The sequence below is a fragment of the Streptomyces sp. B3I8 genome (assembly GCF_030816915.1).
Taxonomy (GTDB): domain Bacteria; phylum Actinomycetota; class Actinomycetes; order Streptomycetales; family Streptomycetaceae; genus Streptomyces.
Window position 1 is genome coordinate 193,205 of record NZ_JAUSYN010000001.1, and the last position, 19,669, is coordinate 212,873.

General features: G+C 70.2%; 18 protein-coding genes and 1 pseudogene. 5 read left to right on the forward strand and 14 right to left on the reverse strand.

Going from position 1 to position 19,669, the window contains the following annotated elements:
- Positions 1 to 265: 265 nt before the first annotated feature.
- From QFZ64_RS01025 to QFZ64_RS01035, 3 genes are all read right to left on the reverse strand, one after another.
- Positions 266 to 1,744: an MFS transporter gene (locus QFZ64_RS01025; protein WP_307061285.1), complete on the reverse strand. Its 1,479-nt coding sequence runs from the start codon at positions 1,742 to 1,744 to the stop codon at positions 266 to 268.
- A 366-nt stretch (positions 1,745 to 2,110) separates the two neighbouring features.
- The gene (locus tag QFZ64_RS01030; RefSeq protein ID WP_307061287.1) at positions 2,111 to 2,344 is read right to left on the reverse strand and encodes an aldo/keto reductase; all 234 of its coding nucleotides are present in this window, start codon (positions 2,342 to 2,344) and stop codon (positions 2,111 to 2,113) included.
- 214 nt (positions 2,345 to 2,558) lie between these two features.
- Positions 2,559 to 3,944, reverse strand: a complete 1,386-nt coding sequence (locus QFZ64_RS01035; RefSeq protein ID WP_307061289.1) for an MFS transporter — start codon at positions 3,942 to 3,944, stop codon at positions 2,559 to 2,561.
- A 133-nt stretch (positions 3,945 to 4,077) separates the two neighbouring features.
- On the opposite strand from QFZ64_RS01035, the gene QFZ64_RS01040 reads away from it, so the two are divergent.
- On the forward strand, positions 4,078 to 4,563 hold the full coding sequence (locus QFZ64_RS01040; protein ID WP_307061291.1) for a helix-turn-helix domain-containing protein: 486 nt from the start codon (positions 4,078 to 4,080) through the stop codon (positions 4,561 to 4,563).
- A 169-nt stretch (positions 4,564 to 4,732) separates the two neighbouring features.
- Here the strand turns inward: QFZ64_RS01040 and QFZ64_RS01045 are convergent, their stop codons facing one another.
- The 3 genes from QFZ64_RS01045 to QFZ64_RS01055 form a co-directional block, all read right to left on the reverse strand.
- Positions 4,733 to 5,224, reverse strand: a complete 492-nt coding sequence (locus QFZ64_RS01045; RefSeq protein ID WP_307061293.1) for a helix-turn-helix domain-containing protein — start codon at positions 5,222 to 5,224, stop codon at positions 4,733 to 4,735.
- A gap of 68 nt (positions 5,225 to 5,292) precedes the next feature.
- Complete coding sequence (locus QFZ64_RS01050) at positions 5,293 to 6,282, reverse strand: GlxA family transcriptional regulator (protein ID WP_307061295.1); 990 nt, start codon at positions 6,280 to 6,282, stop codon at positions 5,293 to 5,295.
- A gap of 8 nt (positions 6,283 to 6,290) precedes the next feature.
- Positions 6,291 to 6,938, reverse strand: a complete 648-nt coding sequence (locus QFZ64_RS01055) for an HD domain-containing protein (RefSeq protein WP_307061297.1) — start codon at positions 6,936 to 6,938, stop codon at positions 6,291 to 6,293.
- Positions 6,939 to 7,533: 595 nt separating this feature from the next.
- On the opposite strand from QFZ64_RS01055, the gene QFZ64_RS01060 reads away from it, so the two are divergent.
- Entirely contained in the window at positions 7,534 to 7,956 is a 423-nt protein-coding gene (locus tag QFZ64_RS01060; RefSeq protein ID WP_307061299.1) for a transposase, read from the forward strand.
- Between the two features lie 179 nt (positions 7,957 to 8,135).
- On the opposite strand, the gene QFZ64_RS01065 is transcribed toward QFZ64_RS01060, so the two are convergent.
- Entirely contained in the window at positions 8,136 to 8,993 is an 858-nt protein-coding gene (locus QFZ64_RS01065) for an NAD(P)H-binding protein (protein ID WP_307061301.1), read from the reverse strand.
- 659 nt (positions 8,994 to 9,652) lie between these two features.
- On the opposite strand from QFZ64_RS01065, the gene QFZ64_RS01070 reads away from it, so the two are divergent.
- The 3 genes and pseudogenes from QFZ64_RS01070 to QFZ64_RS01080 form a co-directional block, all read left to right on the forward strand.
- A complete protein-coding gene (locus tag QFZ64_RS01070) occupies positions 9,653 to 10,303 on the forward strand; it encodes a hemerythrin domain-containing protein (RefSeq protein WP_307061303.1) in 651 nt (216 codons plus the stop codon).
- 443 nt (positions 10,304 to 10,746) lie between these two features.
- Entirely contained in the window at positions 10,747 to 11,190 is a 444-nt protein-coding gene (locus QFZ64_RS01075) for a MarR family winged helix-turn-helix transcriptional regulator (protein WP_307061305.1), read from the forward strand.
- Positions 11,191 to 11,429: 239 nt separating this feature from the next.
- Positions 11,430 to 12,543: pseudogene (locus QFZ64_RS01080) on the forward strand (family 43 glycosylhydrolase); the annotation flags it as partial.
- 230 nt (positions 12,544 to 12,773) lie between these two features.
- On the opposite strand, the gene QFZ64_RS01085 reads toward QFZ64_RS01080, so the two are convergent.
- The 7 genes from QFZ64_RS01085 to QFZ64_RS01115 form a co-directional block, all read right to left on the reverse strand.
- Entirely contained in the window at positions 12,774 to 13,976 is a 1,203-nt protein-coding gene (locus QFZ64_RS01085; RefSeq protein ID WP_307061307.1) for an acyl-CoA dehydrogenase family protein, read from the reverse strand.
- A gap of 140 nt (positions 13,977 to 14,116) precedes the next feature.
- A complete protein-coding gene (locus QFZ64_RS01090; protein ID WP_307061309.1) occupies positions 14,117 to 15,415 on the reverse strand; it encodes a CdaR family transcriptional regulator in 1,299 nt (432 codons plus the stop codon).
- A 152-nt stretch (positions 15,416 to 15,567) separates the two neighbouring features.
- Positions 15,568 to 16,095: a flavin reductase family protein gene (locus tag QFZ64_RS01095; RefSeq protein WP_307061311.1), complete on the reverse strand. Its 528-nt coding sequence runs from the start codon at positions 16,093 to 16,095 to the stop codon at positions 15,568 to 15,570.
- A gap of 236 nt (positions 16,096 to 16,331) precedes the next feature.
- Complete coding sequence (locus QFZ64_RS01100; RefSeq protein WP_307061313.1) at positions 16,332 to 17,564, reverse strand: DUF3500 domain-containing protein; 1,233 nt, start codon at positions 17,562 to 17,564, stop codon at positions 16,332 to 16,334.
- 12 nt (positions 17,565 to 17,576) lie between these two features.
- A complete protein-coding gene (locus QFZ64_RS01105; protein WP_307061315.1) occupies positions 17,577 to 18,068 on the reverse strand; it encodes a nuclear transport factor 2 family protein in 492 nt (163 codons plus the stop codon).
- Entirely contained in the window at positions 18,065 to 18,817 is a 753-nt protein-coding gene (locus QFZ64_RS01110; RefSeq protein WP_307061317.1) for an HpcH/HpaI aldolase/citrate lyase family protein, read from the reverse strand. The genes QFZ64_RS01105 and QFZ64_RS01110 overlap by 4 nt, the downstream gene beginning before the upstream one ends.
- Positions 18,814 to 19,662, reverse strand: coding sequence for a hypothetical protein (locus tag QFZ64_RS01115; protein WP_307061319.1), 849 nt, complete (start codon positions 19,660 to 19,662; stop codon positions 18,814 to 18,816). The genes QFZ64_RS01110 and QFZ64_RS01115 overlap by 4 nt, the downstream gene beginning before the upstream one ends.
- Positions 19,663 to 19,669: the final 7 nt, after the last annotated feature.

Genomic DNA, 19,669 nt, shown 5'->3' on the forward strand with positions numbered 1-19,669 from the left:
GCGGCTTCCGCCCCTGCCACGGGCGGGAGGGTGACGCCCAGGGCTCCAGTACGGCCGACCAGGGGTCGGACAACGTCCCTTCGTGAACAGCGGACACCAGGTACGCATGCACCCGCTGCTCCAGGGGCGGCGGCAGAAACAGGATCCGGGCGGGTGGCCGGCCTCAGCAGAGACCGGCCACCCGCCCGGATCTCCGCCGCCTGCACAGGCGGCAGCAAGACGGCCAAGCAGGGGCGTCGCGGGGCGGGCGGTGGCTCCGAGCGATTCAACGCGAGAGGTCGGCCGCCGCGCCGACGGCCCCGACCGGCTCCGGTCCGCCGGTACCTCGAGCCTGTACCGGAAGGCAGACGATCAGCCCGCTGACCAGGCCCACCGCGCCGAACACCCACCACACGTGCGGGAAAGCACCGACAGCCTGCGCCGGCCCGGAATCCCCGACGACGGCCACGAACAGACTGATACCTAGCACGGCACCCAGTTGCCGGAAACTCTGACTCACGGCGGAACCCGTCCCGCTCCTGTGGTCGGGCAGTGACGCGACCGCGACGCCGGCCTGGACAGGCAGCGTCAGACCGATACCGGCACCGGTCAGCAGCACGGCGGCCAGCCAGTGCGTGGCCCAGTGGGGCGAGGCGCCGACTCCGACCGCGAGAAGCGCGGCCCCGGCCATCCAGGTCACACCACCGAGAAGAAGAACGGGCCGGAACCCGATCCGCGCCGCCAGGCCGCTGGTCGGACGGGAGATGAACGCCACGAGCAGCGGCCCCGGGGCGCCGGCCAGAGCAGCCCGCAGAACCGAATACCCCCAGACCTGCTGCAAGAAGATGACGTTGTTCAGCAACATCCCGAAGAAAGACACGGAGAACAGCAGCATCGCCAGGTTCATCAGGCTGAACTGCCGGTCGCGGAACAGCGACAGATCGATCACCGGCCGGGCCGCCGTCGCCGAGCGCCACAACAGCAGCGGGGTCAGCACGACGGCCCCCGCGAACGCGGCGATGACGACAGCCGAACTCCAGCCCCGGGTGGGGCCCTTGATGACGGCGTAGCTCAAAGCAGCGGGAACCGCGGCCACCAGCACCACGGCCACCGGATCAGGGATCCCCCGGCATGCGGATCGCGGGACTCGCACAGGATCCGCACACCGAAAACGATCACGGCCGCGCAGATCGGCACGTTGACCAGGAAGAACCAGCGCCAGGACGCGTACTGCGTCAGCAGTGCGCCGAGCGTCGGCCCGCAGGCCGCAGCGGCGGCACCCATTGCCCCCCCCAGGTGCCGACCGCGACATGCCGCCTGGCTCCGGGAAACTCCGGCAGGACCAGAGCCAACGACGTGGGGACGACAAGGGCCGCGAACACCGCCTGGAGCGCCCGGCCGGCGATGAGCACACCGGGCGTGGGGCGAGCCCGCACAGCGCGCTCATGAGGGCGAACCCGCCGAGACCGATCAGGAAGATCTTCTTGCGGCCGTAGCGGTCCGCCAGACGGCCGGCGGGGACGAGGATCGCTGCGAAGGCCAGGCTGTAGGCGTTGAGGACCCACGCCAGCTTGCTCGTGGTGGTGTCAAAACTGCGGCTGATCGTCTCGAAGGCCACGTTGACGATCGTGGTGTCCAGGAAGACGGCGAACACGCCGAAGCTGCTGAGCGCGAGGATGCGCGACGGGCTGTGCCCCGCGGTCCGTACGGGCCGCGGCGGATCGCCGTGCCGGGACAGCGAGGTGGCGGGTTCCGGTGCGGACATGGCGTCCCCCTGAGTGCGAAGAACCTGCTGACGGGGCGACGGTAGCTGTGTCAGTTTGGAAGCCAAACTGTCAACGTCGGGGGCATGCAGGAAGAAGTGTGAACCGGTTCGCCCGCGACGGTGAGCCAGCCGCTGCCGCCTCGGTCCTGCTCGGTGGGCACGGCTTCATTGGGAACCTCTGGGACGTCCTCGGCGCCCGGCTCGCCAGGCCTGGAGTCCGTGGGCCCCGGCTGCTGGATCGCGCCATGTGGCAGCGGGTGCCGGGTCACATGTTGACGGTTGCCATCCAAGAGGGATCGCGTCTGTCTCCACGACCTTCGGCAGGAGATCCAAGGATCGGCGAGTTCGAAGTCCGCCGGCCGGACGTCAGCCCGCGGCGACGTTCTCCTCCAGGTGGACGACCCTCTTGGTGCCGGGGAGCGTGACGATCTCCTTTCCCTGGGCGAGGACCCAGGCGAGAGCCGGCTGTCCCGGGGTGATGCCCGTGCGGCCGGCGATCTCGCGCACCACCTCGACGATGGGCCTGTTGCTCTCAGAAGCGTCGCCGGTGCACCGGGAGGCGGCCCTCGGGAACAGACGCGCAGACCGCGGCCCCTTCAAGGCGATTGATTCATCGGGGACTCACCGCGTCGTGCGGGGAATTGGGCGTCCAGGCCAGAAGCAGCCGGAGAGCGTCCGCCGAAGAACTGCCGGATGCGGAACAGACCAGCAGAGCCGGGCGCGGGTCATCGGCCACGCGCAGCGTCTCGCAGGAAAGCCGCAGATCCCCCGCGATGGGGCTGTCCCTGCCCGAAGGCGGGAAATATTCAGCCCGTCATGGTGCTGCGGAGGCGGCCCGAGAGGGTGCCTCCACGAAGGTGGCGTCGGCCGTCTTGCGGCGCGGGGTCATGCCCAGGGCGCACAGCGCCGCGAGGAGCGCGGCGCCCGACACGAGCCACCAGCCGTGCGGGGAGGGGCGTGCGGCGTCGCCGGAGGCGGTGGTGGCCGTGAGGGTGGCGACCAGGGCCGCGATGCCGAGGCTGTTGCCGACCTGCTGGCTCATGTTGACCATGGCCGATCCCGTGGCGCCCTGGGCGGGGCGCAGGTCGGCGGTGGCGCAGGCGAGGATGGTCGGCATGGTGAGCCCTACGCCTGCTCCCGAGAGGAGCATGCTGGGCAGCAGGCCGGTGGCGTAGTGGGGATGCGTCTCGACCCGTAGCGCCAGCAGCGCGGCGGCGAGCCCGTACAGCAGGCTGCCGACGGTGGCAATCACACCGGCCGGCACCCGGCGCGTCACGTACTGCGCGAGCGCGGCGAACAGCGGCACCATGAGCGGTCCCGGGGCGACGGCCAGTCCCGTCCTGACCGCGCTGTAGTGCCACACCTGTTGCGTCCACAAGACGATGGCCAGCAGGTTGGCGCCGAAGGCGACGGAGAACAGCAGTGCCGTGGCGTTGGACCAGGCGAACGCCTTCACCCGGAGCAGGGCGGGCTCGACCAGGGGCGCAGGGTGGCGTGCCGTGCGATGGGCGAACACGGCGGCTCCCGCGGCGGCCAGCAGGAGGCATTCCGCGGTCGCGGGCGATGCCCAGCCCCAGTCGGGGCCCTTGACGAGGGCCAGACTGAGCGAGCCGATCGACAGCGCGAGGACCATGCCCGCGAAGACGTCCGGGATCCTGCCCGTCGCGGTCTTGCGGACCTCGGGGAGGAAGCGGGCACCGGCAACGAGTGCCAGCACGCCCACCGGCAGGTTGACCAGGAAGATCCACCGCCAGGACGACTGCACCAGCAGCCCGCCCAGACCCGGTCCGGCGGCTGCGGCCAGGGCGCCGGAGGCGGACCAGATCCGCAGCGCCCTGGTGCGCCGTTCGGGAGCCGTGGCCGCGAGCAGCAGGCCCAGGCCGGCCGGGGTCAGCGCCGCCGCTCCTGCGGCCTGCAGGCCGCGGAAGAGGACCAGGGCCCACAGTGAGGGGCCGGCCGCACACGCGGCACTGGCCGAGGTGAACAACGCCAGGCCCAGCAGGAAGCCGCGCTTGGCGCCGTAGCGGTCGGCCAGGCTTCCCAGCGGCACCAGCAGCGCGGCGTAGGCGATGGCATAGGCGTTCAGGATCCAGCTCGTGTCCGCCAGGGAGGCGCCGGGGAAGTCATGGCCGATGTCGTCGAGAGCCACGTTCACGATGAACACGTCCAGACCCGCCATGAAGCCGGACGCACACAGCACGGTAAGGACGATGCCCGGTCGCTGTCGCCCCCGGCCGGGTGTCGACTCCACAACCACCTGACTTGAGAATGCCATAGCCAGGACGGTACCCTTCCCCGCTGGCTATGTAAAATTGCAGCCAGAGGAGGTGGTCATGGAATCGACGCACATGACCTTGGTGGGTGAACTGGCCGACCGGACGACGTGGACTGCCGACGACTGCTCCATCGACGGGACGATGCGCGTTCTGGGAACCCGGTCCGCCATGCTCATCATGCGTGAGGCGCATTACGGGACCACCCGGTACGACGACTTCGTACAACGCGTCGGCATCACGGAGGCCGTCGCCGCGGCACGCCTGCGGGAACTGGTGGCCGCGGGGCTTCTGGAACGCCGCCCCTATCAGGAGCCCGGACAGCGCACCCGTCATGAATACGTGCTGACTCCGGCCGGCGTGGACTTCCAGCCGGTTCTGGTCGCGCTCATGCAGTGGGGCGACCAGCACGTGCCCCGACCCTCCGGGCCCCCGCTGACCCTGCACCACACGGACTGCGGCGAGCCGGTGGCCGCGCGGCTGATGTGCGCCGCGGGGCATGAGGTGAAACCCGAAGAGGTCACGGTGCGGTCGACCCGGCGTTAGGTGCCCCTCGGGCCCTTCCGACCGGTCGGCCGCGCATGGGCGGCAGATCCGCTGTGCATGGCCGGGGAAGCGCTGCAACGGCAACAGACCCCTCGCCTCGCGGGCGGGATCGCGAGCCCCGCCCGGGCTGATGGGCGAGGCCGCCGTGCCCGCGCCGTCGGCGCCACCCTCACGCCTCGGCCACCACCTCGTCCAGCCGTCCTCGCATGTCCCACCCGGGCACGAGCATTTCCTCGGTGAGATCGGCGTCGTCGACCTTCTCGCCGCAGGCGGAGCAGTGGCTCTCCGGCTCCAGCGGGTGATCGTGGTGGGTCAGGCGCATCGGAGGGGTGGTCACAGCCCACTTGTCACCCCAGGCGAGCAGTGCCCGCACGACGTGGCGAAGGTCCTCGCCGGCCTCGGTGAGGTAGTAGCCCTCGTGGCGGGCGCCCTCGCTCACGGGGCGCCGTTCGAGCACCCCCGCCTCGACCAGGTCGCGGAGCCGTGCTGTCAGCCGGTCACGCGGGGCGCCCGTGTTGCGGGCGATCTGGCTGAACTGGTGATTACCGAAGATCACTTCCCGGATCACCAGCATCGACCAGCGGTCGCCGATCAGCTGCACGGACGCCGCGACGGCGCACGGCCGGCCGGCAACGGTCTGGGGATCACGTCGGGCAACCACGCCCCCATACTGCCACGCTATTCGGTTTGGAAGGCAAACTGAGGAGTGTCCGTTTGATCCGCCCATCCTCAGGCCGCGACGATGCGGCGACTGCCCGCGGTGCTCCGGAAGCGGGCACGGTAGGCCGTCGGTGAGACGCCGAGGGTGTGCTGGAAGACCCGGCGCAGGGACTCCGAGGAACCGAACCCCGCCTGCTGCGCCACTTCTTCCACCGTGCTGCTGCCGTTCTCCAGAAGGGCCTGAGCGGCCTCCACCCTGATGGATTCGACGTACTGCCCGGGCGGCATGCCGATCTCGGTGCGGAAGAGCCGTCCCAGATGCCGGGTGCTCACCCCACCGACGGCGGCCAGCGAATCGAGGGTGTGCTCGGCCGCAGGGTCGGCGCCCACATGGTCCATCACCCGTCGCACCGCCAGGTGCCGGGGGTGGCGGGGAGCCATGCGGGCGCTGAACTGCGCCTGCCCGCCGGGCCTGGCCATGAAGACGACCAGTTGTCGGGCCACGCTGCGCGCCACCTCGGCCCCCCGGTCCTCCTCGACCAGGGCCAGCGCGAGGTCGATGCCCGCCGTGACGCCGGCCGACGTGACCACGTGGCCGTCCCGGACGAAGACCGGATCACTTTCCACCCGGACCTGGGGGAAGGCGGCCGCCAGCTCCGGTGCGAGCTCCCAGTGCGTCGTGGCGCGCCGGCCGTCCAGCGTGCCGCTCGCGGCCAGGACGAACGCTCCCGCGCACACGGAGGCGACGCGCGCGGCCCGGCCGGTCAGGCGCGTGATGTTCTCCACCAGATCTGTGTCGCCGACAGCGGCCCGCCAGTCGCTGCGTCCGGGCACCAGCAGAGTGCCGATCCGGCGGGGAAGCGAGGAGAGCGGACCGTTGACGCCGACCACCAGTCCCGAGGAGGTGGTGATGTCGGCACCGGTGGGTGAGACGACGCGGACGTCGTAGTGCGCGCCGTAGCGATTGGCGGTCGTGAAGACCTCGACCGGGCCGGTGACGTCGAGAAGCTGGACGGCGTCGAAGACGACGACGGCCACCGTGTGACGGGGGTGGGACACCGGGGGACCTACTCCTTCCACGGGGACTCAAGGATCGTACGAACGAAATCGCCGCGCTGGAAGCCGGGGACGAAGTGCTCCAGGACGTCCGCCTTCACGTTGCCGAACGTCGTGTCCGGCTTCGGGCGGATGCCGTCGGTGAACGCCTTGAGGATCCGGCGCTTGAAGGCGGGGCGCGGGTGCAGGGCCACGATCCCGGCCCGGTCGGCTTCCGGGATCTCACCGTAGCCGATGCCCAGGACGTCGTACTCCACCCCGGCGGTGACCAGGGCCACCTCCGGCTCCATGAACTGCGGGATCCCGGGCGTGGTGTGCAGGGCGATCGCCGTCCAGACACGGCGAATGCTGTCTTCCGGGATCCCGCGCGCCGCCAGGAACCGCTTCGCCTCCTCCGCGCTGTCCACCTCGAAGCGGCGGCCACTGCCGTGGAAGGCCTCGCCGAGGCCCACATCGTGGAACATGGCGCCGATGTAGAGCAGTTCCGGGTCGAAGTCGAGGCCGCGGTTGCGTCCCTGCAGGCTGCCGAAGAAGTACACCCGGCGTGAGTGGTGGTAGATGAGCTCGCTCGTGGTGTCCCGGATCAGCTCCGTTGCCTCGCGGGCCAGTTTCGTCCCGGGCACCTCCACGTCCGCCACCCCGGCGTCGTTAATTCCCATGGTGTCAGCCTTCCTGGTGTGCGGTCACCGTCCACTCGGTGACGCCACCTTCAGCGTGGCGCCGGCGGCCCCCGCCGCGCCATGGCGATACGGACGGCCATCCCACGGATACGGACATGCCGAGCGGCCCGTTCGGCGGTCGTCACCCCGGCTCTGCCCAGCGCGGCACAAGTGCTGGTGCTCCACTCCGCTGCATCCGCACGGGCGGAGTGCGGACGCGGCTCGACAGGCGTGGGCGCCCCGGTGGATCCATCACGAGACGCGGCCATCTCACTTTCTCCTGGCGTTCCGCACCGGGGGAACGCGATGGGGTGGTGCGCCCGGAACGCGCGAGGGTGGTCGCGGGGCGGCTCGCGCCATGACGCCGGGCCGGGTGACACGGCCGGCCCGGCGGACCGTGCGCGGCCCGGCTTTCGGGCACGGCGCCTGTCCGGGACGGGCCGATGGCGTGCGGGCCGGTCGGCCCGCACGGCGAGGGACGGGCCCTCTGGGGGCAGGCCGTACCGCGAGGGCCGACCGGCCAAGGGCTGTCCCGCAGTAGGGGAGATCGTTCGCCGAGGCTCCCCTCGTAGCGTGGAGTCCGTGACAGCAGGGGATGTTGGTTGTCGTGGCGGAGAAGCGTCGCAAGTTCACGGCGGAGTTTCATGAGGGGGCGGTACGCATCGTGACGGGCACTGGGAAGCCGGTCCCCGAGGTCGCGGAGGACCTGGGGATCAACGGGACGACTCCGGCGAGCTGGGTCTCGCGGGCGAAGCGAGCCGAGAAGGCCGCACCGGAGGGCCAGGACGCGTTGATCGCCCGGCTGACGGCGGAGAACGCGGCCTTGAAGAAGGAGAACAAGGTCGAGTACGTCCACCGTCACACCTTCCGCACCCGCGCAGCGGCCCGACTCAGGATCGCCACCTGGATCACCGACTTCTACCACACCCGCCGACTACACAGCGTGTGCGAGTTCACAAGCCCGATCAACCACGAGAACGACCACCGAGCCGGCCTCACAGTGAGGCCGGCGGCATAGGAAGGACTCCACGATCCGAGGGGATCGACAATCAGCGGCGGATTCGGTCGCCACACCGCGCAGTTGGACCCGGCGGGCCGTCAAGAGCCGGACGAGCGACGAACGGTGGCCGTACCTCCGGCAATCACCGCCCGGGTGTCATCCGGGCCAAGCAGGCGTAGGCCGTCGCCGGGATCACTTCACCAACTGGCCGGGGTGAGCAGCTCGTTGCGGTGGGCCTCGGCCCAGTCGATGAAGCTTCGAGCCGGGCGGTTCGTGACGGCGGTGACGTCGCTGGTCGGCTCGGAGCTCCACGGTTCCAGGGTGGAGCGGAATTGCTCCCCGATGGCGTTCGCGTGCTCCTCGGGCATGCCATAGGACACCATCTGCGCGACCCAGCCGGTCGGGTCGGCCTCGGCGTACTGCAGGTCGCGGCCCAGCACCTTGCTGAGGATGGCGACCTGGTCGGCGGGGCTGAGCGGATCGGGACCCGTGAGCTCGTAGATCCGGTGGTTGTGGCCGTCCTGGGTGAGGCAGGCCGCGGCGACCGCGGCGATGTCTGCCGGGTCGACGAAGGCACCCCGGCCGGCGGCGAACGGGGCGTGCACGACCTGGTCGCCCGTGATCATTCCCACCCAGTTGAGCGCGTTGGACATGAAGCCGGTGGGCCGCAGGAACGTCCAGCCGATACCGCTGCCGCGAATGGCGTCCTCGTCGGCCCGGTGCAGGCTGGTGATCGGGTCGGTGGCGCCGTGAGCGACGTTGCGTACGGACAGCTTGACGATCCGCTCGACGCCCGCCTGCTGCGCCGCGTCGATGAGCCGCTGGCCGTGCGCGGCTATGTTGAGCCCTTCGGTCAGCGAGAACACGGTGCGTACACCGTCCAGCGCGCGTGCCAGATCGCCGTTACCGAGATCGGCCACGACCTTCTCGGTGCCTTCGGGGAAAACCGCGTCGGGATTGCGGGTGAGGACCCGGAGGCGATCCGCCTGGGCGGGGAGAAGCGCTTTGACGACTTCCGAACCGATGGTGCCGGTGGCTCCGGTGATCAAAATCATGGCCTGTGGTCCTTTGCTTGATACGGGGTTCCGGGGCGAACGGGGAGGGGACGCAGCCGGCCGGACTCGCCGGGCGCCGAGAGAGAAGTTGCCGGACCGCGCCACTGCGCCACGGCCCTGATCGGCGTACGGACCGGTCCGTACACGGACGCTCGTCCACTACGGAAGGCGCGTCGCTGCGCGATCACCCATCACCAGATCGTCAGGATCATTGATGAGATTAGTCAACGCAACTGACTTCGTCAAGGCGGCGCCGAGAGTGCCCACAGGGCGCCGACAGGCCGCGACGAGGGGAAGTCCGGCGACACATGATCCCCTTCAACCACGGTGACTCTGCACACTGCGCCGCGCGTGCCGCGTTCCTTCCGTACCACTCAGCCCTCTTGCGACCTCACGCCCGTCCGCCATTGCCGCAATGTATGATAGTAAGAGTCGCTGACCAATTGCGTCGTTCCAGGGTCACCTGACGCGGCCGTCGGCAAGCGCGCCACGTCGCGGCGCGACCCAAGCACTGTTCACGTACAGAGAAGACGGAAAGAAAGAGGTAGCGCTATGACGTCGCCATCAAGCCCGACGGGCAGGCGGGCCGTGGTCGGCCGGCTGGCAGCCACCGCGCGCGCAGCCGTACGGAACGCCGTCGCCACTATCGAGGAGGCACAGTGAGCACCTCCGGACCCGGCGTCGACACCCACGAGATGGTCCTGATCCACCGTGTCATCCGGCGCGAGTTCGGTCAGCTGCCCCGACTGCTGCGCTCCGCGGCCGGTGACCGCGCACGGTCCAAGGTCATCGGCGCGCACGCCCGGGAGATGGTGGACTTCCTGCACACGCACCACTCCGGCGAGGACGAGCTGCTCTTCCCGCTGCTCCGCGAACGGGCCGCGCTCGACCCGGAGTTGATGGACCGGATGGACGCCCAGCACGAGCAGGTCGACAATGCCGTCACGGGCATCAGCGCGGAGCTGCCCGGATGGACGGCGAGCGCGGACGCCGCCGCCGGCGAGCGGATGGCGGCCCTCATCGAGGCCATGATGCCGACGCTGATCGATCACCTGGCTGAGGAGGAGCAGAAACTGCTCCCGATCGTCTCCGTCACGGTGACGCAGAGCGAATGGGACGCGCTCGGCAAGCACGGGATGAGCGCTATTCCGCTCACGCGGCGGCTGGTCATGCTCGGCCACATCACCGAGGAAGCCGATGACGCGGAACGGCAGACGTTTCTGCAGGTCGTGCCGGCGCCGGCTCGCTTGGCCTACAAGCTGATCGGCCACCGCCAGTTCACCCGCGAAACCGCTACGATCCGCCGCTGACCGTCGGGCGATCCCACACCGCACCCCGAACCTCCGCGCGGGCCACGGTGCGTCGCCTTCAGCCGTCGGCGTGCCGGCGCGTCGGCACGCCGGCACGCGGCGCGCGGACCCTCGTCGCCGAGGGCGAACCGCTCACCTGCCGGTGACCGGGCCGCTCCCCTGTCGGGCTTGATGCCGATGTCGTCGTCCTACGCGTGCCCTCTCGGCAGCCATTCCAGTCAGGATTCTTTATCACAAGAGGTACATAGCGGCGCGCTTGACAAGAGGGAAGGTACGAGGTGGCCGAGGGACGGAGGGTGCGCAGGGAACACGGTGCGCGGAAGGCGGCGCGCGCGGCGGTGTCCGCGCGCTGCCGCGACGGGGTCGGCGGCGGCCTGGCCAAGCGGTGTTGGCGTAGGGTGTGAACCTCGTGGGATCAGGTGAGCGACGGGGCCGAGAGAGGCATGGACGACGAGCAGCAGGTGAATCTTGGGGTGCTGTTGTTCATCCCCTATCGGTACTCCGAGGACCGGATGTTCCGGGCTCTCCAGGGCGCCGGGTTCGACGACTGGACGCTCGCCCAGTGCCGGGTCTTCCAGCGGATCGCCCCGGATGGTTCACGCCTCACGGACCTCGCTGACCAGGCACAAATGACCAAGCAGAGCGCCGGCGTACTGGTCGACCAACTGGAACGCCTGGGCTACGTCCGCCGGGTGCCGGACCCCACTGACGGCCGCGCCCGGCTGATCGTGTTCGAGGAACGCGGCCGGCGGGCCATCGAGGTGGCCGCAGCCACACTCGACGAAATCCTCGCCGAGTGGAAAGCATATCTGGGCACCCGCAACTTCGCCCTGCTGCACCAGATCCTGGACCAGCTCCGCGAGATCACCGACCCGTACGCCCGCTAGTCCCGGCGGCAGCGAATCGTCCGCACCCCGCTCCCCTTCATCCCGGACCGCCCGCGCCCCGCAGACCTGCGCCGACGCCGCCGTGACATAGTTCCATTGACCCCATTTGTCAAAGAAGCTGATCAACCCGACTCCTTCGCAGCATGACGCACGCCCGGGGCACGCGGGTCATGTCCCTCTTCGTGGAGTAGCGGATCAGTGCCGGCGGGGCCGGAGAAAGCGCACCAGCAGGTGCCGCGGGCGAGGTGCTGGAAGGCCCCTTCCCCACCTGGTCGGGCACCGGCCCGAAGTTCCCCGAGGCGCCGCACCTGTATCGCATCGGCGACTGGTGGTACCTGCTGATCGCCGAGGGCGGCACCGAACGCGGCCACAGCGTGTCCGTGGCCCGCAGTCGTTCGCCGCGCGGCCCCTGGGAGGGCGCACCCGCCAACCCCCCTGCCGTCCCACAGCGGCACCTACCGCCCGATCCAGAACACCGGCCACGCCGACCTGGTGCGGGCCCCCGACAGGGATTGGTGGATGGTGCTGCTCGGGGTCCGCCCCCGCGGCTTCACGCCCGACGTGCACGTGCTCGGCCGCGAGGCGTTCCTGACCCCCGTGCGGTGGGACGAGGACGGCTGGCCCGTCGTCGCGCCCGTCCCCGAGAGCCACGCGGCCCCGGGCGGCGCCTGGCACCCCGTACCGGCCGCCCGCCCGCGACGACTTCGACGCGCCCGCCCTCGCGCCCCACTGGATCTCGCCCTTCGCCCGCCCGGACGGCTCCTGGTCGCTCACCGAGCGCCCCGGCCGGCTGGTCCTGCGCACCACCGGCCCCACCCTCGACAGCCCCGGCTGCACCTTCGCCGGCCGCCGCCAGCAGCACCACGACTGCCGCGTCACCGTCGAGATCGACCCGGGCACCGGACGCGGCGGCCTCTGCGTGCGCCTGGACGAGGCCCACCACTACGAACTGGAGGCCGGGGGCGGGGAGGTCTCCGTCGTCGCCCGCATCGGACCGCTGCGCCGGACCGTGGCCCGCCGGCCCGCCCCCGCCGGCCCGCCCCCGCCGGGCCGCTGCGCCTCACCGTGACGATCCGCACGACGGACCTCGTGCCCGCGTCGCCCGAACCCACCGACGGCGGTACCACGGGCCCCGACACCCCCGCCTTCTGGCTGGGCGACCCCGGCACCCCCGATGTCCCCGGCACCCCCGCCACCCGCGAGGCCCGGCCACTCGCCGAACTGGACGGAGGCCACCTGTCCACCGAGGTCGCAGGCGGCTTCACCGGTCGGGTGATCGGCATGTACGCCACCGAGGGCCAGGTCGCCTTCGACTGGTTCGAGTACGTCCCGACCCCGGCACCGTCCGCGTGACACCCGCGCGCGGACGGGCGCCGCACCCCCGAGGGGTGCGGCGCGCCGGCATCTCGAAGCTGTGCTGATCAGCCGAGATCGATATCGACACCGACCACGGTTCGACCGCCTCAGGGACCGGTCGAGGACAAGTGCCGGGCGGGCTGCAGGACGATGTGCGCCGGCTGCCTCGCGGAGTTCACGAGAGGGCTGGTCGGCCCGCTTGGGACCGCGGAGGGGAGACAGAGATGTCAGACGAGATCAGTGACGTCACCTCGGATACCGAGCAGCGACTTCCCGTAGATTTCCGTGCTCACCTCGGGGTTCACGATCGCGTGCCGACTGCCGGCCTCGCTGTCGCGCCAGATGCGCTGCAACGGGTTGACCTCGGCGAAGCTGCCCGCTCCGTGCGCGGAGACCAGGATCCGGATGGCCTCGCGCGCATTGACGGCGGCGACTCCGGTGTCCATCCGCGCGCGGGCACGGGTGTCGTAGTCGGGGTAGATGCCCTGCGCGGCAGCCTCGTCGATCTCGGCCGCGGCCCGGTAAGCGTGCAGGTGTGCCGAGTCGATCAGCGATGCGGCCTGCGCGACAGCCAGTTGCGTGGTGGGTGCGACGGCCTGGTTGTCGTAGAAGGTGTAGGTCATGGTCCGGTTCGGGGCCTTCCGCACCACCAGGTCGAGTGCGGCTTGAGCCAGCCCGAGCTGCGGTCCGGCAAGTACCAGTGCCGACACCGGGACGAAGGCCGAACGGTAGAGGGCCTCCTCAGTGTGAGGAGTGGCGTACCGACCCGCCGCAGCGTCCGGCGACGACAGGTAGCGGTGGCTCGGAACGAAAACCTCGTCAGCGATGAGGGTGTTGGACGCGGTGCCCCGCATACCGGTCACGAACCAGGTGTCCTCGACGGTCAGTTCCGCCATCGGAACCAGGACCATCCCCCGCTCGGGACCATTGCCACGGAGCACGCCGACGATTGCCCACTGGGCATGGGCCTGGCCCGACGCCGGCGACCAGCGGCCGGAGACGACGAAGCCGCCGTCGACCTCACGGGCGGTCGCCGTAGGCGCGAGAACGCCCGCCACCCGGGCGGTCGGGTCGTCGGCCCAGACGTCCTTCTGGGCCTGGGCCGGGTAGAGCCCGACATACCACGAGCACACATTGAGCAGCGTCGTCGTCCACGCCGTCGACCCGCAGGCGCGCGCGACCTCCCGCGAAACCTCGAGACAGGTCCGTATGTCGGTCTGCAGACCGCCGTAGCGCGCGGGCTGCAGAATGGACAGCGCCCCGGCCTCGGCGAGCGCCTCGATGTTCTCCGCCGGCACCGATCGTTCCCGGTCACTTCGCTCGGCCTGGTCGGCCAGCCGCGGAAGCAGCTTCGTGATGCGCCCCACCACATCGGCGCGCAGTTCCCGGTCGGCGGTGGTGGCTCCAGGGCGGTCGAGGGCGATCGTCATTGGTCAGCTCCTTATGGATCGGTGCCGCGCCGTCGATGCACCGACAACAGCGCGGGCTCACGTGCTCCAGAGAACAGCCTCGACCGCTGGGCCCGCTTGTTCCGGGGATCCAACATCGAGGGAGGTATTTGAACGCCCGGTCAGGTCGTCGGCCGAGTCGGCTCGAGAACCGAGTCGCCGAGTTCCTCGGCCAGCAGCAGCGCGGCATGCAGGGTCGATCGGCGAGCGCCGATGTCATGGCCGAGCACCTCCTGCGCCCGCTTGACCCGGTAGGCGACCGTGCCTCGCGCGATGTGCAGCTCCTCGGCGACCCGCACAAGGCTCCGCTCGGCTTCGAGATAGTGCAGCAGGGTGGTACGCAGAGCGTGCGCGCCCTCGCCGCGGCCCCCCAGTTCACCCAGCTCGCTTCGCACGAACTCCCCGGCTGCTCCGAGATCATCGGACAGCAGCACGGTGAGCACCACGTCGCGGTACAAGGTCACGCGGGGGGTTCTCCTGACGGACAGGCCGCGCAGCCGCTCGACACGGATCGCCTCTTGATGCGTCCGGCGGAATCCCGCCAGCCCCGGGGCCGGCGTGCCTACGGCTGCGCGCAGCCCAGCTCCCACCCTCGCGGCGGACATCTGCTGCGGCCGTTGCTTCGGCACCGCTCCCCAGCCCCAGATCCGCCCCGAGCCGACCGGCACGACCACGGTTGCCGTGGCTCCCAACCCCGTCAACAGGCTCGTCGCCGCCGACGGCAGTCGGGAGTCCTCGGCGGGAGAGTCGGCCCACACGATCACGCCGACATGAGTGCGGTCGATGTCGTAGCCCAGTGTGCGTGCGGCGTCTTTGACGTCGCCCACAGAGTTGGCGAGCAGCGCATGCACCGTCGCCACCCGGGCTGCGGCCGCGCTGGTGGCCCAGCGATCGTGTTCGGCCAGGTACTCGCGGGTCATCGCGTCGGTGAACGCGTCGACGTAGGCGAACAACTCGTCGTTGACGGCTTTCATCTCACGAGTGAGCTCAGCCGGCTCAACCAATTGTTCGCAGGCGCGCAGGAACGCCCGGGCCAGGGATGCGTGCCCGACCCGGATCGCCCGCAGCACATGGTGCAGCGGAACGGCACGATGCACGTAGTCCTGGACTCCGTCCAACGACCCCTCGCCGACCGGGGGGAATGCCGCCGACGGATCGGCCAGCCGCAACAGCGAGTGCAGTGTGGCGGCCTCGCTGCCGCGGCGCAGTACCTCGATCGCCAACCCGGCACCGTCGACCAGGGGCACCTCCTCCGCGATGCGCGCGGCGGTGACCTGGCCCTGTTCGATGGCCCAGCACACCGGATCCAGGCCGATCCTCGCTGTGGCGTCGGCGAGAGCGGCCGGTGCGCACGAGGACATCGCGAGGCTGTACGGCCCGGAGGGGGCCAACTTCGCGAGCCACTTTCGTCCAGGCTCCATGACCAGTCACCGTGAGGTCGTCGCGAGTGGGGCGGGCCGCCGGACCGTATGTGTGCTCATGACCCGATCATCGGACATTGTGGACATGTCGACAAGCACCTCCCGTGCCGCATCGGTGGCGCGGGAGGAGACCGCGTCCGTGGTCATTGCCGTCACTTCGATGTCGGGATTCGTGCCGATGCGGGTCGGCTCGCGGCGGTCAGGGGGGTATGAGTGCCGAAGGCCCGGCGGGCGTAGGTGAGTGGAGGGGTAGGGCTGGTCTCGGCTTCCTCGAGGCGCACGACGATCAGGATGTGGTCACCGCCGTTCACGTGACGTTCGACGATGCCTGCCGTCCAGCCGACGGACTCGGGCAGGTGGGGCAGCCCGGCACGGAAGGTCCAGGTGACGCCGTCGAACTTGGAGCCTTCCTGACTCCTCCGTGCGAAAACCGAGGCCAGTTCCTGCTGGTGGACACCGAGGATGTTCACTCCTATCCGGTCGCCCGGCTGGAGGTGGGGGAGCAATCCGGAAGCACGGCCCAGGGCCAGACTCGCCAGCGGAGGGTCGAGAGAGAGCGAGGCGAAGCTCGACACGGTGCTGCCGTGAGGTCGCCGGTCGGCACCGGTGGCCGTGATCACGGTGACCGGGGAGCACACCCCGCTCATCAGCTCGACGAAGGTGTCTCGGTCGATCATCATTTACCTCCTGGCAGGCTTCAGTCGTCCGCCGAACGCGGTGCCTCGGCAAGAGCGTCCGACAACACGAAGTGAACGCCGATCCCCGGAGCGGCTTCTTGGTCTGACGGTTCAGGATCCGCGCATGCCGTTGGTCCGGCACTCCGGTCCGGATGGTGACCGCCCGCGTCGGAAGGCGATCTGGATCGCTTCCCGTGCCAGAAGCACGGAAGTGCACGCCCCGCGGGTGCTGGAACACGTCACACACCGCCGTGGTGGAGCCGGTAGTGCCGGGCGAGGAGGTCACGTCCGTAGTCGCCTCCGTGGGGGGCGCGCACGATGGTGTGGACGTGGTAGCGGGCGGGTTCGGGGTTGGCGAGGAAGACGCCCGGGTGGTTGTCGTATTCGATGAGCAGTACAGGGGAGTGGATCCGGTAGTAGAAGGCGCAGACGTCGTCGTGGCCGCCGCGCCAGGCGAACCGGGTTTCGTCGAAGTGCTCGCGGACGAGTGCCAGAGTGCGTTCGGCCTGTGGCGACGGGAGGCGGTCGAGATAGACCCGGATCAACTCGACCAGGCCGTCACGCCGATCTGCGGGCAGACTCGCGGCGACGATGCCTTCGGGAGGCAGGACGAGGTTGTCGCTGCCCGCGCCGGCGAGATGTCGTCCGTTCCACGGTCCGGCGAGGTCGGGCGGCAGGTCCGCGGTGCGCAGCGATGTCCCCATGAGGAACTCCTCCTCACGGTCGGGGTCGAGCGTGCGGCGGAATCGCAGGGCGACGTCGGTTTCGTCGCGGAAGGCGTGGATGCCTTCGAAGCGTCCCGTACCGACGGTGGGCTCGGCGCCGAGGAACACCGGGGCGAGTACCACCTGTCCTGCGACGAAGACGCAGTGCAGGTCCACGTGGTGTCCCATCAGTTGCCATCCCCACGGAGCGTCGGGCGAGGGCGTGCCGAAGACGGTGAACCAGTAGGCGTATTCGGTGAGGGTGTCGCGGTAGTCGTCGATGAGTTCGCCCAGATTCTGGTTGAGCGCCATCGCCACGCGTACCTGGGTGTAGCCGGCCGGGCTGAGACTCGCCTCGACGACGGCCAGTGCGCGGTCGCGGTCGGGTCCGGCGAGCCGTTCCAGACGCATGCCCTTGGGATGCCAGGTCGGGATCGCGTTGGTCCACAGCCGCCACTCCGCGGCGTCCATCGGCAGGTTGCCGACCGCTTGCTGGTGAGGTGCGAGCCCGTCGAGGTACGCCCGAGCCGCCGCGACCGCGGCCTTGGGGGAGGCACCCGCGTCATTGAGGCGGTACAGGCCCGGGCGGGGGGTGCCGTCCTCGGTGATGCCGATGAACGGCTCGCGATATTTGCGCAGGCCTGCGGTCAGCTCGAAGGCCGCCTCCGCGGGGAGCAGTTCATCGAAGAGATGGGAGTCGACGATCGGCAGATCGCCCCGGCCGTCCGGCAGCGGGAACTCGTCCGGCTGTTGTCGCTGAGAGGACATCGTCGTCTCCTTCTACTCGGTGGGAACAGCCAGGACGTCGCCGGGCATCAGGAAGCGGTTCTCGATACGCCGGGAGGCGATGCGCCACCGGCCGGTGTGCGCATCCGTGTCGCCGGTGCGGACGAAGCGGTCGTACACGTCGGCGATCAGTACCGGCACGGTCGTGGGCAGGGGAGGTTCTCCGTCCTGTGCGTAGAGCACCAGGGCGGACACGGCCTCGACATGGCCGTGTCCGTGCCGCAGGACGTGGAAGTTGGACATCAGGTGTCGCGAGACCCTGGGGCCACGGGCGGTGCGGTCGCGGTAGACGCCGCTGATCTGGTCGGTGCCGTGGAAGCTCCGACGTGAGAACGTCAGCTCGGCGTCGGGGGTGAAGAAGCCGGCGGCCGCCGAGCCGTCACCGTGGTCGATCTCGTACCACAGCGCCGTCACCAGCATCGACAGCTCGGTGTGCAGCAGTGTGGCGAGCGTCGGGCCGGCGATGATGCCGGCCTCGCGGGTCATCGCCCGGCTCCGGGTGTGGCGGTCCGTACGCTGTTCACGAGTGCGTGTGCGCCCTGACGCAGGATGGTGGTGTCGGCGCCCAGGACGAGGAAGTCGTATCCACGGCGCTGGAGCAGTTCGGCGGCGTCGGCCGAGGCCACGGTCCCCAGGGGGATGTGGTGGTCGGCGCAGCTCTGCTCGGCCGCTGTGATCAGGTTCGTCATCTCGGGGCTTCCCTCCTGGAACCGGCCTGAGACCGTGAGATCCATCGGCCCGATGAAGACCGCGTCGACGCCGGCGACCGCGCCGATATCGGCGATGGCCGAGAGGGCGGTGACGTTCTCGGTCTGGGCGATGAGGCGGACGTCGTCGTTGCCGGCTCGCAGGTAGTCGCCGAGGGGCGCGCGTCCCCACTGGCCGGCCCGTCCGGAGGTGCTGGCCCCGCGTCGGCCGAGCGGGGGGAACCGCACGGCCCGGACGGCGTCCTGTGCCTGGGCGACGGAGTTGATCTGCGGGACGAACAGGCCGGCCGCCCCCGCATCGAGGGGAACCTGCACGTCACGGGGCGTGGTGCCGGCGACCCGGACGAACGGCGCGATGCCGCAGCCGCGGGCCAATCCGATCATGGTCGACATGGTGCGCAGGTCGATCGCACCGTGCTCGGCGTCGATCACGGCGAAATCGAACCCGGCAAGGGCGAGCAGCTCGACGCTCTCCGGCGCGGGGAGCTTGACCCAGGCTCCGAGCCGGGGAAGCTCGTCGCCCGTCACGGCCGGATTCCCTGATAGTCGCCGGAGTTCAGGACCCAGCCCTTGGCGAGGAAGTCCTCACGCGGTGGGGCGAAGACGTCGATGAGCGTGTGCGGGCCCGCACCGACGGCGCGCGTGGTGTGTACGACGGTCGGTGGGATCAGTGTCATCGAGGGACTGCCGACCCGGACGTGTTCATCGTCGCGCCACTCGCTCATCCGCGCCGTCCACGGGACCCGGAGATGGTGGACGTAGTTCCCGGCGAGGGTCACCGACATCTGCTCGAAGCTCTCGTGGGAGTGCGGCGAGAGACGTTCGGTGTCGCGTGGCCCGTCCTGCACCGGGAACCAGTTGACCATCAGCGACGCCGTGCGGAAGATCCGGCCGAAGCGCCCCTCCTCGGCAGGTATGTCGCGCAGGTGATGAACCCGGACCCGGTCGCCACCGTTCTCGGTGGGCTCGGGCAGTGGCGCGGTCCGCGGGTCGGCCCCGGCCGTGTGGTTGAAGGCCCGCCGCATCTGCTCGGCGCAGCGTGCGGTGAACACCCGGGTCACCGTCGTGGGCGCCGCCGCATACAGCGTGCTGGTGCCTGCCGGTACGACGACGAGTGCGGGTGAGGCCACGGCCACCGGTGGCCGGCCGCCATGCTCCACGCCCACCACCGCGTCGTCCTGGACGAGCAGCAGGTACTCGTCGGGCAGGCCGTCCTCGGTGAGGCGGTCGCCCGCTGCCAGTTCGGTGATCGCGACGACGAAGTTGCGGCCGCACACCGACCAGGTCCGGCTGCCGCCGGCCGAGGTCAGGTCCGGGTCACGCGCCGACACCTCGTCGACAACGGCGGCTCCTGTGACTGCGGCGATGGTCATCAGCCTC